Here is a 15718-nt window from a genome sequence, read left to right on the forward strand (position 1 = left end):
GAGATAGAACACGATATAGAGTTAAGAGAGTGATGTTTTAAGGAGAAACTCCCTCTTCGCACAATACTCAAGCACCGCCTCCAATTGGGGCGAAACCCACTTATCCCGATGATAAAGAAGCTGTTTCCAGATCTCCACTTCAAAATCCCTCACATTCAGCCGGACAATTGCGCCGGCCTGCACATCCTGCTCTGTCACATAATCCGGCAGAAAAGAAATACCGGCCCCCTCGCCGATAAGAGAACAGATAAGCCTTGCGCTCCCCATCTCCAGAACAGGCGTTACCTCCAGAGAACGTTCCGCCAGGCCCTCATCCAGAAGCCTCCGATAGCTCATTCCCTTTTCCGTCAGAAGAAAAGGCCAGGAAAGCAGTTCCGCCACAGAGAGAGAAGGACGCTTGGCCAAAGGTGAAAAGGCAGAGGCAATAAAATGCATTTTCACCGTTTCCTCCCGGAAAATCACATACTCCCTGTCATAAATATGACTATCCAGAGTTAAAATAGCATCCGCTTCATTGTGATTCATCAGCCGGAACATTTCCCCTGTTCCGGCTGCAATGATCTTCAGAGTAAGCCCCGGGTGCTGCCTGCAAAAATCAGGAAAACTGCTGTCAAAGAGGGAATCACAGAGAGAATCCGCCATAGCCAGCCGAATATGTCCTTTCAGATCCTGCTGACCTTCCATAGTCTCTGTAAGCTCCATAGTCATTCTGCGGATCCGATGGGCATAATTCAAAACCTCCCGTCCCTTTTCCGTAAGAGCAACCGTATGATGAATCCGCTCAAAAAGCTGGGCATTCAGCTCTGTTTCCAGCTGCCGTATCTGAAAAGAAACCGTAGACTGCGAATACCCAAGGGCCAGCGCCGCCTTCGAAAAACTATTCAATTCCGCCACATGAATAAATGTAGTCAGATTTTTCAAATCCATAGTCAAACCTCCATTCGCAGAGAGTACATCAATTCCACAAACCAGGAAAGCATGTCAAAAGAACAAAAGAGCCTCGCCGGTGCACAAAACCTGGCCGTCTCTGTCCCTCATTGCCCAAAATTGAAATCGAATATATAGATGCTAAATATCGTATTTATCAATTTTACAGATGTTCCCTTATACTATATACTAAATATAAAAGAATTACAAGTTTCTATCAAACTATTTTTAAGCACATTTTACAAAAGGAAGAACATCATGTCTATTTTTCAAACCATTTTTCAAGCCGTTTACCATTGTCTCTGGGGCGACCTGTTTACCATCCCTCTGCCCGGCGGAAGCTCTCTGGGAATTTCCCTGTTGGTACTCATCCTCATCCCATCCGGCATCTATTTCACCATCCGAACCCGGTTCCTTCCCTTCCGCCTGTTTCCGGAAATGCTGCGGATCACGGCGGAAAAGCGCAGCAAATCCAAAGAAGGAGCCATCTCCGGCGTCCAGGCCCTGATTGTATCCACAGCCACCCGTGTCGGTATGGGGAATCTGGTAGGTGTTGTGGCGGCTATCTCCTTAGGCGGAGCGGGCGCCGTATTCTGGATGTGGGTGACAGCCCTTCTGGGAGCCTCCACAGCCTTTATCGAGGCTGCACTGGCACAGCTTTATAAGGAAAAAGATCCTCTCTACGGCGGTTACCGGGGCGGCCCGGCTTATTATATCCATCACCTCTTTGTAAAGCCGGGAAGTGCCCGCCGCAAATCCGTCACAGCCGTTTTGTTTGCCCTTTCCGGCCTAATCTGCTGGTGCGGAATCAGCCAGGTTATCGGCAACTCCGTGTCCTCGGCCTTTTACAATGCATTTCAGATACCGCCCCTCTACACAACCATTGTGCTGGTGGCAGTGTCGGCAGTAATCGTCCTGCGCAAATATGCGACCGTCAAGGTACTGGATGTGGTCGTGCCGATAATGGCAGCCCTGTACTTTCTGTTCACCCTGTTTATTATGATAAAAAATGCATCCCTGCTTCCCACGGTTTTCGGTCAGATCTTTGAAGAAGCCTTTGGACTGCGCCAGGCAGTGGCGGGAGGCTTCGGGGCCGTGCTGATGAACGGCGCCAAGAGAGGGCTCTTCTCCAACGAGGCAGGCTCCGGTTCTGCGCCCTGCGCGGCAGCGGCGGCGGATATCAGCCATCCGGCTAAGGAAGGACTTTTGCAGGCTCTGGGCGTATTTATCGATACCCTTGTAATCTGTACCTGCTCCGCTATGATTATGCTGCTGACTCCCACGGGCCTGACAGAGGGGCTTGGAGGCATGGATTTGCTGCAGAAGGCCATGGGCTATCACCTGGGAGAATTCGGCGTGATTTTTATAGCTGTGATTTTGTGGCTGTTCAGCTTTTCCACCTTTATCGGAATTCTATTTTATGCAAGGCCCAACGTGTCGTACTTATTTGGCGATAACTGGCTGTCCCAGACCTTGTACAAGGTTCTCGCTTTGATTATGCTTTTCATCGGAGGACTGGCAGCCTACACCTTTGTGTGGGATCTGGGCGATGTGGGCGTGGGGCTGATGACCGTGTTTAACATGATAGCCCTGTTCCCTATGGCACACCATGCACTGGATTCTTTGAAGGATTACGAGGAAAGACGAAAATCGAATCAGAAGGTATGAGAATCTGGAAAATTAGAAATATAGGATCATCCAAGCAGCAGATTTGGAATGAAGTGGTAAGTTCTCCGTATCTTATCAACCGTGATATGGAACTGGCTTGTGACAGATTACGGCAATTGTGCTGATTTTGAGTATTACCATTGCCCCTTTGACGCCCGGCACACTGGTTCTGTTTTTATTCAGGGCCTTGATGTCGGTTGGCATGGGCTTTTTTACGTTAGGGGAAGACCTTGCTAAATGATTCATTTTTGCTTATACTATTGTTGAGCCCAATTACAGACACAGGACTTAGCAGCTTTACCCTTTAGTGCTGTCGCACAGCGACTGGAATAGGAGAATTATAAAAATGAGTGATACAAACACAGCGCCCTTTGTAAAATGGGCCGGTGGAAAACGGCAGCTTTTGGAGCATCTAAGCGTTCGGATGCCAAAGGAATACACAGATTATTATGAGCCTTTTGTGGGAGGCGGAGCGCTGCTGTTCCACCAGAAGCCTTCCTGGGCCTTTATCAATGATATCAACCGGGAACTGATTCATACATACACGGAGATTCGGGATCATGTGGGCCCTTTGTCCGTGCTCTTAAGCTCTATGGATCAGGTGACCTGCACCAAGGAATTCTATTATGAAATGCGCGGGCGCTACAACGATAAACTGAAAACAAAGGATTACGACACGGAAATGGCGGCCTTATTTATTTATCTGAATAAGCACTGCTTTAACGGACTCTACCGGGTGAACCGGAAGGGTCAGTTCAATGTGCCCTGGAATCAGAAGGAACAGGTACGTTCCGTGGATGTGGAGAATATTAAGAACATTTCCTATTATCTGAAATCTGTGACTATCACCTGTCAAGACTTTGAAGCGTCTCTGGAGACAGCCAAGAAAGGGGATTTTATCTATTTTGACAGTCCCTATGCGCCCTTGAATCCAGCTTCCTTTGATTCCTATACAAAGGAAGGCTTTACAGAGGAGGAGCACAGACGCCTGGCAAAGGTCTTTCGGGAGCTGTCCGAGAGGGGCTGTTACTGTATGCTGACCAACCACAATACGGAGTTGATTCAGGAGCTGTACCAGGATTATCTTCAGGAAGAGGTGGACGTGCGCCGGGCGATCAATTCCGATCCCAGGAAACGGGTGGGGAAGGAAGTGATTATCCGGAATTACGGAGAAATTATTTCCGGGGAAGAATAGAAAGGTATACCCTGTGGGTATCCCATCAATACATAAAAACCATAGAAACAATCACTGTAATAATTCCGCAGATTCCAATCGCCAGGCCGCTCATAGCGCCTTGAGTCTCTCCAAGCTGGACAGCCCTTGAGGTGCCCACCGCATGGCTGCAGGCCCCGATGGACAGCCCTGCCGCCACCGGATCTTTTACCTGGAATATCCGTATCAAAAGAGGCGCAAAGATGCTGCCCAGAATTCCGGTAAAGATAACGGCAATCACTGTCACGGGAACAATTCCTCCGTGAGCGGCGCTTACCTCTACCGCAATGGGCGTGGTGATGGACTTGGGAATTAAGGAGGCAGTCATGGCCTTGTCCAGGCGGAACAGACGGCAGAGCAGGTAGACGCTTCCCATGGAAGTGACAGATCCCACCGTACAGCCAACCACAATCGGCAGCCAGTTTTCCTTCAAAATCTGAATCTTGCTGTAAATAGAAACTGCCAGGCAGGCCGTTGCCGGAGCAAGGAACATATTGATAATGGCGCCGCCTGCATTGTAGCTTTCATAAGGAATTTTAAAGACAGACAAAAGCCCTGCAATCAGCACAATAGCAATCAAAAGGGGATTGCAGAGGACGGACTTCAGCCGTTCCTGCAGCTTAACGCCAATCCAGAAGGCCAGGATGCTCACAGCGATTCCGAAGAAAGGAGAAGCCCACAATTCATTCATGCTTACGCCCTCCTTCCTTCTTATGGAGCAATTGTACCGTGAGCCGGATACTGAGCGCAGTAGCGGCAAAGGTGATTACCATAGTCACCAGGCAGATAACCAGGAGAGGCAGCCAGCTTGCTCTTAGAATATCCAGGTAGTTGATGACATTTACTCCTGCCGGAATAAAGAAAAAGGCCATATTTGCCAGCAGGAAATCAGACTTTTCCTGAATATGCTCTGCTTTCAGCACGCCGCTGAGCAGGCAGAGGAGCAGCAGAAGCATAGCGATGACACTGGCAGGAAAGGCAAAGGGAAGCAGGTGTTCCATCACTGTTCCAAGCCAGCAGATTGTAAATATAATTCCAAATTGTTTTATGATTTTCATAATGTTTTCATTCCTGTTCCGTAATATTCATATAGGGCACCCGATCTAAAACAGTTTCCTAATATTCCTAATTCAAATCCATCCGCCGTCCAGCCGTATAATCTGTCCGGTGAGGTAAGGTGTCTGGCAGGCAAGCGCATATGCCAGTTCCGCCGCCTCCTTAGGTCTTCCAAAGCGTCCGGCCGGAATTTCCTCTGCAATGCAGGTGCGCTCCTCCTCTGAAAAGCAGGCGTTCATATCTGTGTCGATAGCGCCGCAGGCGATGGCGTTCACAGCAATGCGGCTTGGAGCCAGCTCCTTGGCAAGGGCCATAGTCAGCCCATTGACAGCGCCCTTAGAAGCGGAATAGGCAGCCTCGCAGGAAGCGCCCACGCAGCCCCACACGGAAGAAATATTGATAACCGAGCCGGATTTCTGTTTCAGCATATAGGGCAGGGCCTGCCGGGTGCATAGAAAAGCAGAGGTGGAGTTGGTACGCATGACACGCTCCCATTCTTCCAGGGAAAGCTCGGTAAAAAGCCCGGTCTTGGAGATACCGGCATTATTCACCAGAACATCGACGCCGGCGAAGCGTTCCTCGATCTCTTTAAAGCAGTTCCTGACAGCTGTTTCATCTCCCATATCCCCCAAAAAGGTGAGGCAGGTAACCCCGTAGGAGGTATGAAGCTTTTGGGCCAGCGTTTCTAAGCGCTCCCGGGAGCGGATGCAGGTGAGCGCCAGATTCCATCCTTCGGATGCAAATTTTTCAGCGATAGCGGCCCCGATTCCCCGGGCGGCTCCGGTGATAAGTGCGGTACGGCATTTCATTGGAATCTCCCTTCGGTTGAAATAAGAAAAAGATTCTTTCCTTATGGATGGTTAAAATACAACTTCTCCATTTTTAAATTTCCAGATCATTTCGCTGGTAAGGCTGATATTCAAGGGCTGCGCAGGAGCCTCCTTACGGGTAAACCATCCGGCAGCGGCAAGCTCCTGCGTATCCAGGGTGATCGTCTCATCCTCCCCCTCAAGCTCTGCAAAAAATCCAAACAGCAGAGAGTCCGAGAAAGACCAGGGCTGGCTTTTGTAATAGCGCAGGTTCTTTACACGAAGCCCTACCTCCTCATAGACCTCCCGGCGGACGGTCTCTTCAATCGTCTCCCCAATCTCGGCAAAGCCTGCAATCAAGGCATAATGCGTGGCGCCGCGGCCGGCATACTTTGACATAAGAATCCGGTCATTGTGAACGATTCCCACAATCACAGCCGGAGAAATCTTCGGATATTCCATAATGCCGCAGTCCGGACAGTGGAGCATCCGTTCCTGTTCCGAGTGAAGGAGGGGTCTGCCGCAGTGACCACAGAAACGGTGGGCCTCATACCAGTGATAGAGCTGATGGGCGGTAATACCTGCAAAGGACATCCATCCGGGACAGGCGTCCCGGAAGATACGGACGCTTTTCATTCCAAACTGCCCAGGCGGAAAGTCCGGCCGCAGCCTGGACAGATAAAAGGTGCATTTATCAATGGAGAACAGGTAAAGAAGATTGGGAGAAAGCTCCCGGTTTCCTTCCTTAAGCTCCCAAAACCTTGGAAAGCTTAAAGCTTCCTCCCCGCATCTGGCCAGAACCTGATCCCCTTCAAAATAAAGGAGCAGGCTGTCCTCCGTGGGAGGCACAGGCTGGTATTCGTTGTGGTAAACGTGGGGTGCAATATCCTGTATCATTCGTAGATTCCTTCTTTCTGCATTACATTCGTCCAAGCACAGTATACACGAATTTTCTTTTTTGGTAAAGATGGGAAAGTCAAATATAGTAGAATAGAGGACTTTGTGATATACTGATCCTATCTGAAAAAAAGGAGAAACATACTATGCGTGTAGGAATGGGCTATGATGTACACAAACTGACAGAGGGACGCGCTCTCATACTGGGAGGCGTGGAGATACCCTATGAGAAGGGGCTTTTGGGGCATTCAGATGCAGATGTTCTGCTTCATGCCATTATGGATGCACTTCTGGGGGCGGCGGCCCTTGGGGATATCGGACAGCATTTTCCGGACACTGATCCGGCGTACAAGGGCATCTCCAGCATCCGTCTTTTGGAGCAGGTAGGCGCGCTTCTGGAGAAGGCCGACTATGTTATCGGCAATATTGATGCCACCATTATTGCACAGCGTCCGAAGATGGCGCCCCACATTCCGGCCATGCGGAAGAATGCGGCGGAGGCATTGAAGATTTCCGTGGATCAGATCAACATTAAGGCAACCACAGAGGAGGGACTGGGCTTTACGGGGACCGGCGAAGGCATTTCCGCCCAGGCTGTCTGCGCACTGATTCCCATAGCCAACTATGCATATGAAGATGTAATGCAGAGCAGCTGCGAAGGCTGCCAGGGATGCAATAGATAGAGGTGGGTAAAGGTGCACTTTATGGATATTGCGGAACTGGAAACAGCAATATCCACAAAGTGCACAGAAGGATTTACGGACACATGTTTTTGTGGCCGGAAATACTTCTGGATAAAGGTGTACTTTGTGGATATTGCGGAACTGGAAACAGCAATATCCACAAAGTGCACAGAAGGATTTACGGACACATGTTTTTGTGGCCGGAAATACTTCTGGATAAAGGTGTACTTTGTGGATATTGCGGAACTGGAATAGAAAGGACAAAGCATGGAAATACGTTATCTTTCCCAGGAGGAAAAGGAAAACTCCCGGGTTCTTTATGAGGAAGTATTTGTAGAGGACGAAAAGGCATTTGTGGACGCCTATTACAAGATTAAGGCTGCGGACAACGAGATTCTTGCGGTCATGGATGAGGAAAGCATTGTTGCCATGCTGCACCGGAATCCCTATACCTTCCGTTTCCGGGATAAGAGCCTCCGGGCCGATTATCTGGTAGCAGTGGCGACAAGACGCTCCTACCGCCATCAAGGGCTGATGCGCCGCCTTCTCACCAGGGCGCTCCAGGATATGGAGAGGGAAAAGCAGCCGTTTGCATTTCTGATGCCTGCGGACGAAGCCATTTACCTGCCCTTTGATTTCCGCCTTATGGGAAATGAATATGAGGAGGGACTGGCATCCCTGGAAGAAAAGCTGCTGTCGGAAACATACGATCTTTATATAGAAAAAAATGAAGACTACCATAAAAGACATATCAGCTGGCCGGAATGGGAAGCCACCCCCATGATGATGCGCCTGGTGCATCTGCCTTCCTTTGTATCACAGATTGGAGCAGAAAACGAACAGGATCTGCTGCTTGCCGTTACAGATCCCATCCTGGCGGAGAATCAAGGAACCTTCCGCTGGCAATTCACCACAGAGGGCAGCCGGCTGCTTCCAGTCACAGAAGAGCCGGAGCTTACGGTTTCCATTGCGGATCTGGGAAGCTTTCTCTGCGGCATGACAGGCCCGGAGGAGCTTTTAGAGGCCTGCCCGGAAGAAAAAAGGGCTGAGGTACAGAAGAAACTGTCTGCCATTCGTGTACTGGAGGGAATTTATATCAACGAAACAGTATAAAATCAGTTCAGACAGGCTGCGCCGAGACAGTATAGGTATAAAGTATCTCATAGTATCAAAAACTACTTGAAAAACATGTGAGGGTGTGCTACCATCATATGTAGTATTAAAAACCACATTTAATAGTGGAAAGAGCAAGTAGGAGGCAAGCTATGAGTTACAAAATCATTGTTGACAGCTGCGGTGAACTGCCGGAGAGCTATAAGAAGGATGAGCACTTTGAGCGCGTGCCGCTGGTGTTGGATATAGACGGGCATCATGTGGTGGACGACGAGACCTTTGACCAGAAGGATTTTCTGCGCCGGGTTTCAGAGAGTCCCAACTGTCCCAAGTCCTCCTGCCCTTCGCCGGAGCGTTACCTGGAGGCATATACCTGTGAGGCGGACAACGTATATGCGGTAACTCTTTCTGCGGAGCTGAGCGGCTCCTACAACAGTGCGGAGCTTGGGAAGAAGCTTTACCTGGAGGAAAAGGGACAGAAGAACATTCATGTGTTCAATTCCTGTTCTGCATCTATCGGGCAGACGCTCATTGCCATGAAGATCGAAGAATGCGAGAAGGCCGGAATGGCCTTTGAGCAGGTGATAGAGACCGTGGACAGCTATATTGCAGGCCAGAATACGTACTTTGTTCTGGAATCCCTGGAGGCTCTGCGCAAAAACGGGCGCCTCAGCAACCTGAAGGCCTTTGTGGCCAATGCGCTGAACATTAAGCCTGTCATGGGAGCCACCCCTATAGGCACCATCTGCCAGCTAGACCAGGCACGGGGAATCAACCGGGCTCTTAAAAAGATGGTGGAGTATATTACAAAGGATCTGAAGAATCCGGCGGAGAAGCTGCTGGCGATCTCCCACTGTAACTGCCCGGAGAGGGCGAAGCTGGTGAAAGAAGAGCTCTTGAAGCATGTGCCGGTGAAGGAGGTGCTGATTCTGGATACGGCCGGAGTGAGCAGCCTCTATGCCAGCGACGGGGGAATTATTGTAGTCGTCTAGCTTTTAAAAAATTTTCATGCTTTTTTCATAATTATGTGTTATACTCTAAGGCAGAGCGGCAGAGTGCGCCGCAGAGGAAAAGAGAGAAGTAAAGAGAGGATTTCACAAGATGAGTCAGGAAAAAGTAAACCGCTATAAAGAGGAGAAAGCGAATCGGAAGGAGCTGCTGGCAAAGGAGAAGAAGAAGCAGGCCGTTACGAAAGTCTGCGCCGGGGTGATTGCGCTGGCTCTGGTATGCTGGATTGGATATTCCGTCTATGATATGGCGACAAGGCCGGATACCTCCACAATTGAGATGGACGCTTCTGCGCTGGATTCGTATCTCTCTTCCATGGGAACAGAGACAGAGGCGGCAGAGTAGCCTTCGGCTGAAAAAATTTAAGATAAAGGCATAAGCGGCAGGGAGCTGTCGGAAAATAAGGCATCAGATTTTTCTGATACCTTGCTTTCCGGCAACTCCTTTTTCGATTGCTTCCATGGCGGAAGGAGAAGGTATCAAAATTGCAAAATAACCTTATGAAGCTGCAAAAGGTTAATCATAAAAGAAAGGATGTGTATGCTATGATCGAGAACAAGAAAGGGGGATATCCAAAATGGCAATAAGGTGGATAGTAACAGACATGGATGGAACCCTGTTAAATGAGCAGGATCGGATTTCGGAAGCTACGGTTCAATATCTGACTGCTTGTCAGAAAAAAGGAATCCGCCTGGTTTTGGCCAGCGGCCGGAGCTTTGTGCGCTTAATGCCCTATGTGAGAGAGCTTCAGATGGAGCAGTACCAGGGGATTTTGATAGAGGTCAACGGCCTGGCAGTGAACCGTCTCGGAACAGGGGAACGGACTGTTTTCGCCCAGCTTGAGGAAAGGGATGTGAGGCGTCTAGCATCCTTCTTAAAGGAACAGGATACGGAAGTAGAAGGCTACCGGGATGATACCCTTTACTATTGGATTCCAGAGTGGCAGAGGGAGTATAAGATCCGGGAAAGAGAAGAACGGGGATATCCCCAAAGCCATCCCCTTGCTGCAGACGCCTGGTCCTGGATTGCCAAAGATGATTTTTCCCACAATTATCCGAATTTGATTGAGGTGTCCTCTGTAGACGAGTTTCCAGGGCGGTTAAATAAGATCAATTGCGCTGATACGCCGGAGCGGATTGAGGAGATTTACGCTAAACTTAAAGAGCATTTTCCAAAAGACTATGAGATTGTGCGTACCTGTCCCAGACAGATAGAGACTGCGCCGAGAGGAATCACCAAGGGCCGGACGCTTAAGAGGCTGATGGAGGAAGAAGGAATTGGACGGGACGAGGTTCTGGTGTTTGGGGACGGAGAGAATGACATCGATATGTTCCACCAGGTGACACACAGCATCGCCATGGGAAATGCGGCCGCTTATGTAAAGGAACATGCGGCAGAGATAACGGAAGGAAATGGGGAAGAGGGTCTTTTAAAAGCTTTAAAAAGATACAGGCTGCTATAAAAGGAGAAAATGAGGTAAGGAGGCTGACCATGAAGGAAGTACTAAAGGCAAGGCAGGCTGAAATGCTGAAAGCTCTGATTACAGCCAGCGTCCCCTTAGATCTGGATTTCTTTAAAGACAAATTTGAAAAGCAGGATCGCACCATACGCTATGATCTGGGAGAACTCAAGGAAGTGTGCGTCCGCCACAAAATTGAGATCTGCTATCTGACAAAGCAGGGGTATTATATCCCGGCTGCACAGAAAACGAAAGCCTCCAAGCTTTTGGTGCAGTGTGAGATTACATCCCGGATGGGGCTGGGAGACAGCAGCGGGGAGGAGCGGTTCGAGAGACTGTATCTCTATCTATTTGTACAAAAGGATTATATCACTGCGGAAAAGCTGGCGGCGGCTTACTATATTTCCCGTTCTACACTTTCACGCATATTGGGGAAAATGGAGGAATGGTTTGGCCATACCGTTTCCTTAAAGGTTCGAAAAGCCTCCGGATACCGTCTGGAGGGAGACGAGATGGCGCTGCGCCGCCTGGCGGTACGGATTCTTGCGGCCCGGTTTAAGGGAAGCTATACGGCGGAGGACTGGTTTATGCTCCTTCCGCCGGAGCTTAAGGGCAAGCTTATGCTTCGGGATATTGAGGAGCTGAGCCAGAGCATCCGCAGGCTCAACAGCAGATACAATGTGTGGATCTCCAATGCTTCTTATCTGAATCTTCTCTGTTACTGCATGGTCAGACGCCTGCGCCTTAGAATGGGCTGCGTAGTGGGAGAGACGGCGGCAGGAGAAAACGGGGGCAGTTATGCCGATATGCTTCTGGAAGAGCTGTCCGATCCGGGAAAAGGAACCTCCCAGGGAGAGCTGGAAGCCTTTACGCAGATCCTGCAGGAAAATGGAATCTATATCCAGAAAGGCTTTGTGGAGGAAGCGCGGCTGACAGGAACCATACATAAGGTTCTTTCCTATATTGAGGAAAAAAGAGGGAAGGACAGCTTTCATCTGGAAGCTTTGTACCAGGATTTGTTTGAGCATCTGCGGAACTTTCTGAATTTGAGCGCCCAAGGACGGGCGGAGGAGGAGAACCCCTATGTGCTGGAGGAGGTAAGGGAGCATTACTACTCTTATTATCAGCTGGCCCGGGATTGCGGGGAGATCATTCAAAGAGAAATGAACCTCCCGTATCAAGAGCTTGAGATCTGCTATCTGGCTGTGTATCTCTACAAGAACAGCCTTCAGACCGAGCGGACAGGGAAAAATGTGCTGGTTGTCTGTGCCACAGGAAAGGGCTTATCCCACCTTCTCACCCTGAGAATCAAGAATGTATTTCCCATGCTGAATGTGGCGGGACAGATCTCACCCTGGCAGCTTTCCAAGGTAAGCGATTTGAAAGATGTAGACTTTGTCATTTCTACCATACCCTTGGAGAACAAGCTGGTTCCCGTAATTAAGATATCCCGGATTCTGTCGGAGGAGGATATCAAGCGCATCCGGGATTTTCTCAAGTACGGCAACCTGGTGGATGAGATCCCCATGAGCCAGCGGAACGAGGCTTCCTTCGGGGCAAAAGAGGATCCCTTCCTTTTAAGGGAAAAGCCCGTTACAGAAGAGGGCGGCCTGGTGGAGGCGGCATCCATTTTAAGCAGGCTGATTTTAACCCTGCTGGAATACACCTCCAAGTTTCCGCCCAAATACCGCATGAGCAGAGACGCCATGCTGGGAATGGTGATTCACATGAGCATGGCCGTTCCCCGGTGGTTTGAAGAGAGCAGCCAGGAGGAGGCCAGCGAGGATTTTGAGAGGGAGTATCAGAGAATCCGAAAAAAAGATCCCGATATATTTGCGCTGATGGAGAAGTTTTTTGATTTGGTAGAAAAGACCCTGCGCGTTCGTATTTCCATATCAGAACGGGTTGCGTTCTTTTTATATATCACAGAGGAGGTATAGCGATGAAAGAACTTGTTATCAAAAACGGGCTGCTGGTGTCTCCGGCAAACGGCTACCGTCGTACCAGAAAGGATATTCTGGTGAGAAACGGCCGGATTGCAGCGGTGGAGGATGAAATTGTCTGGGAGGGCGAGGCTGTGGATGCGGCCGGATGCCTGGTGACGCCGGGATTCATCGACATCCACACACACTGCTACCCCAAGGCCTTTCTGGGGCTTTCGCCGGATGTGCTTGGGATTGAGAGAGGGGCCACTGCAATTCTCGATGCAGGAAGCTCAGGGGCGGATACCTACGAGGATTTTCGGGAGAATTATATCAAGAAAAGCCGGACAAAGGTATTTACCCTGCTGAATGTATCGAAGGAAGGGCTGCTTAGAGGGCATGAGCTTGATTCCATGGAGAAGCTTGACGAGGCGGCTTTAAAGGCCATGGTAAAGAAGTACCCGGATGAGATTGTGGGCTTAAAGGCCAGGGCCAGCGCAAGCGTGGTGGGAGAGATGGGGTTAAAGCCCATTGAAGAGGCGGCAAGGATCGCTAAGGAGATAGGAAAGCCGCTGATGGTTCATGTGGGCAACTATCCGCCGGCGCTGACAGAGGTGCTGAAGCTCCTTGACAAGAAGGACATTGTGACACATGTCTATCATGGGAAAAAGGGCGGAATTCTGACGGATACGGGAGAGATTATCCCGGAGGCTGTGGAGGCCAGAGAGCGTGGCGTGCTCTTTGATGTGGGCCATGGCGTGGCAAGCTTTAGCCTGAGGGTATTTGAAAAGGCGCTGGCGAAGGGCTTTGACACGGATTTGATTTCTACGGATCTTCATGTGGAGAATTATGAAGGGCCGGTGTACAATCTTGCAGCAGTGGTGAGCAAGGTGACGGCCTGCGGCGAGCCTTTGGAGGAGGCTGTCCACAAATGCACCTGCGCGCCGGCCCGGCACTATGGGCTTGCGGATTTGGGCGAAATTAAGCCAGGCTATGTGGCGGATTTGAATGTGTTGGAGCTGGCGCCCTGCAGGGAGCAGGTTCAGGATTCCATAGGCGATACCATTGAGCTTTCAGAAAAGCTGGTAATAAAGAAAACCATTTACAGCAGAGGTGAACAAAGTGAAATATTTGAACAAAATCCTTGAGACAAATGAGATTACCCCGGATATGAGGGAAAAGGCAGAGAGATTGTACCTGGAAGCAAAGAGCCGGGCAGAGAACCTGCCCCTTACCTTTGGAGAGGACGCGCAGCTGATGCTGAGCAATCACTTAATGGCTCTGATTAAACGGGTTTTAGAGGGAAGGCTTACAGATCCTATGGAAGAGGAAATGCTAAGCGAGATTTCCGAAAAGGCATGGGAATATGCGGATATCATTGCAGGCCCCTTATTTGTGGAGGCAGGCATAGAGAAGGATCGGACAGAATTATTTTTGGTAGGTACACATGCAGAGATGGCAATGGCCGCAGAGGCGGCCCGCTAATATAAAATTTAAGGAGGAAGTGAAGAAATGAAAGAGGTATTGGTTGTAATCGGACACCGTATGGGAAAGGGCCAGGCAGTCGCAAGAGGCGTGGAAAAGGCAGGAGGAAAGGCAATTGTGATTCCCGGAATGGCAGCAGACATGAAGCTTGGGGATGTCATGCATGAGAACCAGGCAGATCTGGGAATCAGCTTCTGCGGAAGCGGCGGGGCGGGCGCGCTTACGGCTTCCAACAAGTACGGCTACAAGGCAAAATCCTCTCTGCGTTCCGTGGACGCAGCCTGTACGGCAGTGGAAGAAGGCTGCACCGTTGTTGGACTGGGATTTCTGGATGTAGAGGAGCTTGGAGAGCGTTTGGTGCAGTCTTTCCGTAAGGTTCATGGAGAAGAGTAGGATGTTCGGGCAGAAGGTGGAAGAGGTCAATACCCTGAAAGACCGGCAGCTCCTTGAGGAAAAGGAACATGAGATGACACTGACCATGACCGGGGATTCTCTGGAGAGCGCAGTGGGGAATCTGTTTCAGATGATGCGGAAGCAGATTTTTGAGGAGATCGGCCATCCCATTATTCAGATGGAGACGAGGGCCGTATATTTTGAGAACGTAAAGCTTAAGAAGGAGACAGAGCGGTTCCTGTTTCTGTTTATGCCCCGGGAAAGAGTGTATTTTACGATTACGGCAAGGATCATTGTGAAGGTAAAGTACTTAAATATAACAAAGGAGGATTTTTGATATGTTGGAGATTATTATTTATTCCGCCATTATTGGTATCATCGGCGGCGGATGTATTGCAGCCGGCGCGGCACGTATGTTTCATGCGCCGGAGGTTCAGGCCATGGGAGCTTTCCGTACCCTGGGAGAGCTGAACGCCTGCAACGGAGACCCCATTGCTCACTTTTCTTTTGGACTGGGCTTCTTCTTTTCCTCGGCAGCCTCTGCAGTGGCGGCAGGAGCGCTGACCCAGGATGTTATGCACCGCATTATCCCCAACTGGGGTGCGGCTGCGCTTTTGGTTAAGAACAACAAGCCGGAGGAGACCCTGCACAATCCCAAAAAGATGATGTGTGCCGGCGCGGCTGTGGGCGGCGTGCTGATGATATTCCTGAATACCATGGCGCGCATTATTCCGGAAAAGCTTTCTCTGATTGCCTCTGAGGTGCTGACTCCCGCTACGGGCTGGCTGATCAATCCGGTCATGCCTGCGATTTTCTGGCTGGCGGCTCTGGATGCCGGAAAACAGACAGGGATGTGGGGAACCATTCTGGGCGGCGTTTCCGCACTGGTTTCCGGAAATGCAGTGCCTGGCATTGTGCTCGGTATCTTGATTGGAAAATCAGCGGAGGAGAATGGCTACAAGAGCAGAATTGTGCAGATCCTGATTGCCATCGTAGTGATTATGTTCCTGGTAATTGCATATTTCAGAGGATTCTTTAACCAGTTTGGGTTATAATTATGGAATTATAAATAGGAGGATGAAACA

The 15718-nt window shown here is 50.0% G+C and carries 18 protein-coding genes; 13 read left to right on the plus strand and 5 right to left on the minus strand.

What is annotated here, in order from left to right; genetic code table 11:
* Positions 1-21: 21 nt before the first annotated feature.
* Positions 22-927 carry a LysR family transcriptional regulator gene (locus tag VV089_RS01155; protein WP_172541457.1) on the minus strand — a complete coding sequence of 302 codons (906 nt, stop codon included), beginning with the start codon at positions 925-927 and terminating at the stop codon, positions 22-24.
* A gap of 258 nt (positions 928-1185) precedes the next feature.
* Here VV089_RS01155 and VV089_RS01160 point away from each other — a divergent pair, with 258 nt between their 5' ends.
* Entirely contained in the window at positions 1186-2595 is a 1410-nt protein-coding gene (locus VV089_RS01160) for an alanine/glycine:cation symporter family protein (protein ID WP_442891446.1), read from the plus strand.
* A gap of 346 nt (positions 2596-2941) precedes the next feature.
* On the plus strand, positions 2942-3790 hold the full coding sequence (locus VV089_RS01165; RefSeq protein WP_334334648.1) for a DNA adenine methylase: 849 nt from the start codon (positions 2942-2944) through the stop codon (positions 3788-3790).
* Positions 3791-3815: 25 nt separating this feature from the next.
* Here VV089_RS01165 and VV089_RS01170 read toward each other — a convergent pair whose 3' ends face one another.
* From VV089_RS01170 to nudC, 4 genes are all read right to left on the minus strand, one after another.
* Positions 3816-4499 (minus strand): LrgB family protein, encoded by a 684-nt coding sequence (locus VV089_RS01170; RefSeq protein ID WP_172541454.1) that lies wholly within the window; start codon positions 4497-4499, stop codon positions 3816-3818.
* Positions 4492-4866, minus strand: coding sequence for a CidA/LrgA family protein (locus tag VV089_RS01175; protein WP_172541453.1), 375 nt, complete (start codon positions 4864-4866; stop codon positions 4492-4494). The genes VV089_RS01170 and VV089_RS01175 overlap by 8 nt, the downstream gene beginning before the upstream one ends.
* A gap of 72 nt (positions 4867-4938) precedes the next feature.
* A complete protein-coding gene (gene ymfI, locus VV089_RS01180) occupies positions 4939-5673 on the minus strand; it encodes an elongation factor P 5-aminopentanone reductase (RefSeq protein ID WP_334334651.1) in 735 nt (244 codons plus the stop codon).
* Positions 5674-5724: 51 nt separating this feature from the next.
* A complete protein-coding gene (nudC, locus tag VV089_RS01185) occupies positions 5725-6570 on the minus strand; it encodes an NAD(+) diphosphatase (protein WP_334334653.1) in 846 nt (281 codons plus the stop codon).
* Positions 6571-6716: 146 nt separating this feature from the next.
* Here nudC and ispF point away from each other — a divergent pair, with 146 nt between their 5' ends.
* The 11 genes from ispF (at position 6717) to VV089_RS01240 (ending at position 15688) form a co-directional block, all read left to right on the plus strand.
* The gene (gene ispF, locus VV089_RS01190; RefSeq protein WP_334334654.1) at positions 6717-7253 is read left to right on the plus strand and encodes a 2-C-methyl-D-erythritol 2,4-cyclodiphosphate synthase; all 537 of its coding nucleotides are present in this window, start codon (positions 6717-6719) and stop codon (positions 7251-7253) included.
* A 267-nt stretch (positions 7254-7520) separates the two neighbouring features.
* Positions 7521-8366: a GNAT family N-acetyltransferase gene (locus VV089_RS01195; RefSeq protein WP_334334656.1), complete on the plus strand. Its 846-nt coding sequence runs from the start codon at positions 7521-7523 to the stop codon at positions 8364-8366.
* A gap of 152 nt (positions 8367-8518) precedes the next feature.
* Positions 8519-9358 (plus strand): DegV family protein, encoded by an 840-nt coding sequence (locus VV089_RS01200; protein WP_172541448.1) that lies wholly within the window; start codon positions 8519-8521, stop codon positions 9356-9358.
* A gap of 109 nt (positions 9359-9467) precedes the next feature.
* Entirely contained in the window at positions 9468-9719 is a 252-nt protein-coding gene (locus VV089_RS01205) for a hypothetical protein (protein ID WP_172541447.1), read from the plus strand.
* Positions 9720-9951: 232 nt separating this feature from the next.
* Positions 9952-10836, plus strand: coding sequence for an HAD family hydrolase (locus tag VV089_RS01210; RefSeq protein WP_334334659.1), 885 nt, complete (start codon positions 9952-9954; stop codon positions 10834-10836).
* Between the two features lie 29 nt (positions 10837-10865).
* Positions 10866-12773, plus strand: a complete 1908-nt coding sequence (locus VV089_RS01215) for a BglG family transcription antiterminator (protein ID WP_334334661.1) — start codon at positions 10866-10868, stop codon at positions 12771-12773.
* A gap of 2 nt (positions 12774-12775) precedes the next feature.
* Complete coding sequence (locus tag VV089_RS01220; RefSeq protein WP_334334663.1) at positions 12776-13903, plus strand: amidohydrolase/deacetylase family metallohydrolase; 1128 nt, start codon at positions 12776-12778, stop codon at positions 13901-13903.
* The gene (locus tag VV089_RS01225) at positions 13878-14240 is read left to right on the plus strand and encodes a hypothetical protein (RefSeq protein ID WP_334334665.1); all 363 of its coding nucleotides are present in this window, start codon (positions 13878-13880) and stop codon (positions 14238-14240) included. The genes VV089_RS01220 and VV089_RS01225 overlap by 26 nt, the downstream gene beginning before the upstream one ends.
* Positions 14241-14267: 27 nt before the next feature.
* A complete protein-coding gene (locus tag VV089_RS01230) occupies positions 14268-14633 on the plus strand; it encodes an SFCGS family glycine-rich protein (RefSeq protein WP_172541442.1) in 366 nt (121 codons plus the stop codon).
* Between the two features lies 1 nt (position 14634).
* Positions 14635-14970 carry a DUF4312 family protein gene (locus VV089_RS01235; protein WP_334334667.1) on the plus strand — a complete coding sequence of 112 codons (336 nt, stop codon included), beginning with the start codon at positions 14635-14637 and terminating at the stop codon, positions 14968-14970.
* A 1-nt stretch (position 14971) separates the two neighbouring features.
* Positions 14972-15688 (plus strand): DUF4311 domain-containing protein, encoded by a 717-nt coding sequence (locus VV089_RS01240; protein WP_172541440.1) that lies wholly within the window; start codon positions 14972-14974, stop codon positions 15686-15688.
* Positions 15689-15718: the final 30 nt, after the last annotated feature.

Origin of the sequence: Candidatus Merdisoma sp. JLR.KK011 (assembly GCF_036941125.1) — a bacterium.
GTDB lineage: Bacteria > Bacillota > Clostridia > Lachnospirales > Lachnospiraceae > Laedolimicola.

Excerpts from the sequence above, each read along its gene's own strand:
- VV089_RS01155 (WP_172541457.1), bottom strand. The coding sequence starts at position 927 with ATGGATTTGAAAAATCTGACTACATTTATTCATGTGGCGGAATTGAAT.
- VV089_RS01160 (WP_442891446.1), top strand. The coding sequence starts at position 1,186 with ATGTCTATTTTTCAAACCATTTTTCAAGCCGTTTACCATTGTCTCTGG.
- VV089_RS01165 (WP_334334648.1), top strand. The coding sequence starts at position 2,942 with ATGAGTGATACAAACACAGCGCCCTTTGTAAAATGGGCCGGTGGAAAA.
- VV089_RS01170 (WP_172541454.1), bottom strand. The coding sequence starts at position 4,499 with ATGAATGAATTGTGGGCTTCTCCTTTCTTCGGAATCGCTGTGAGCATC.
- VV089_RS01175 (WP_172541453.1), bottom strand. The coding sequence starts at position 4,866 with ATGAAAATCATAAAACAATTTGGAATTATATTTACAATCTGCTGGCTT.
- ymfI (WP_334334651.1), bottom strand. The coding sequence starts at position 5,673 with ATGAAATGCCGTACCGCACTTATCACCGGAGCCGCCCGGGGAATCGGG.
- nudC (WP_334334653.1), bottom strand. The coding sequence starts at position 6,570 with ATGATACAGGATATTGCACCCCACGTTTACCACAACGAATACCAGCCT.
- ispF (WP_334334654.1), top strand. The coding sequence starts at position 6,717 with ATGCGTGTAGGAATGGGCTATGATGTACACAAACTGACAGAGGGACGC.
- VV089_RS01195 (WP_334334656.1), top strand. The coding sequence starts at position 7,521 with ATGGAAATACGTTATCTTTCCCAGGAGGAAAAGGAAAACTCCCGGGTT.
- VV089_RS01200 (WP_172541448.1), top strand. The coding sequence starts at position 8,519 with ATGAGTTACAAAATCATTGTTGACAGCTGCGGTGAACTGCCGGAGAGC.
- VV089_RS01205 (WP_172541447.1), top strand. The coding sequence starts at position 9,468 with ATGAGTCAGGAAAAAGTAAACCGCTATAAAGAGGAGAAAGCGAATCGG.
- VV089_RS01210 (WP_334334659.1), top strand. The coding sequence starts at position 9,952 with ATGGCAATAAGGTGGATAGTAACAGACATGGATGGAACCCTGTTAAAT.
- VV089_RS01215 (WP_334334661.1), top strand. The coding sequence starts at position 10,866 with ATGAAGGAAGTACTAAAGGCAAGGCAGGCTGAAATGCTGAAAGCTCTG.
- VV089_RS01220 (WP_334334663.1), top strand. The coding sequence starts at position 12,776 with ATGAAAGAACTTGTTATCAAAAACGGGCTGCTGGTGTCTCCGGCAAAC.
- VV089_RS01230 (WP_172541442.1), top strand. The coding sequence starts at position 14,268 with ATGAAAGAGGTATTGGTTGTAATCGGACACCGTATGGGAAAGGGCCAG.
- VV089_RS01235 (WP_334334667.1), top strand. The coding sequence starts at position 14,635 with ATGTTCGGGCAGAAGGTGGAAGAGGTCAATACCCTGAAAGACCGGCAG.
- VV089_RS01240 (WP_172541440.1), top strand. The coding sequence starts at position 14,972 with ATGTTGGAGATTATTATTTATTCCGCCATTATTGGTATCATCGGCGGC.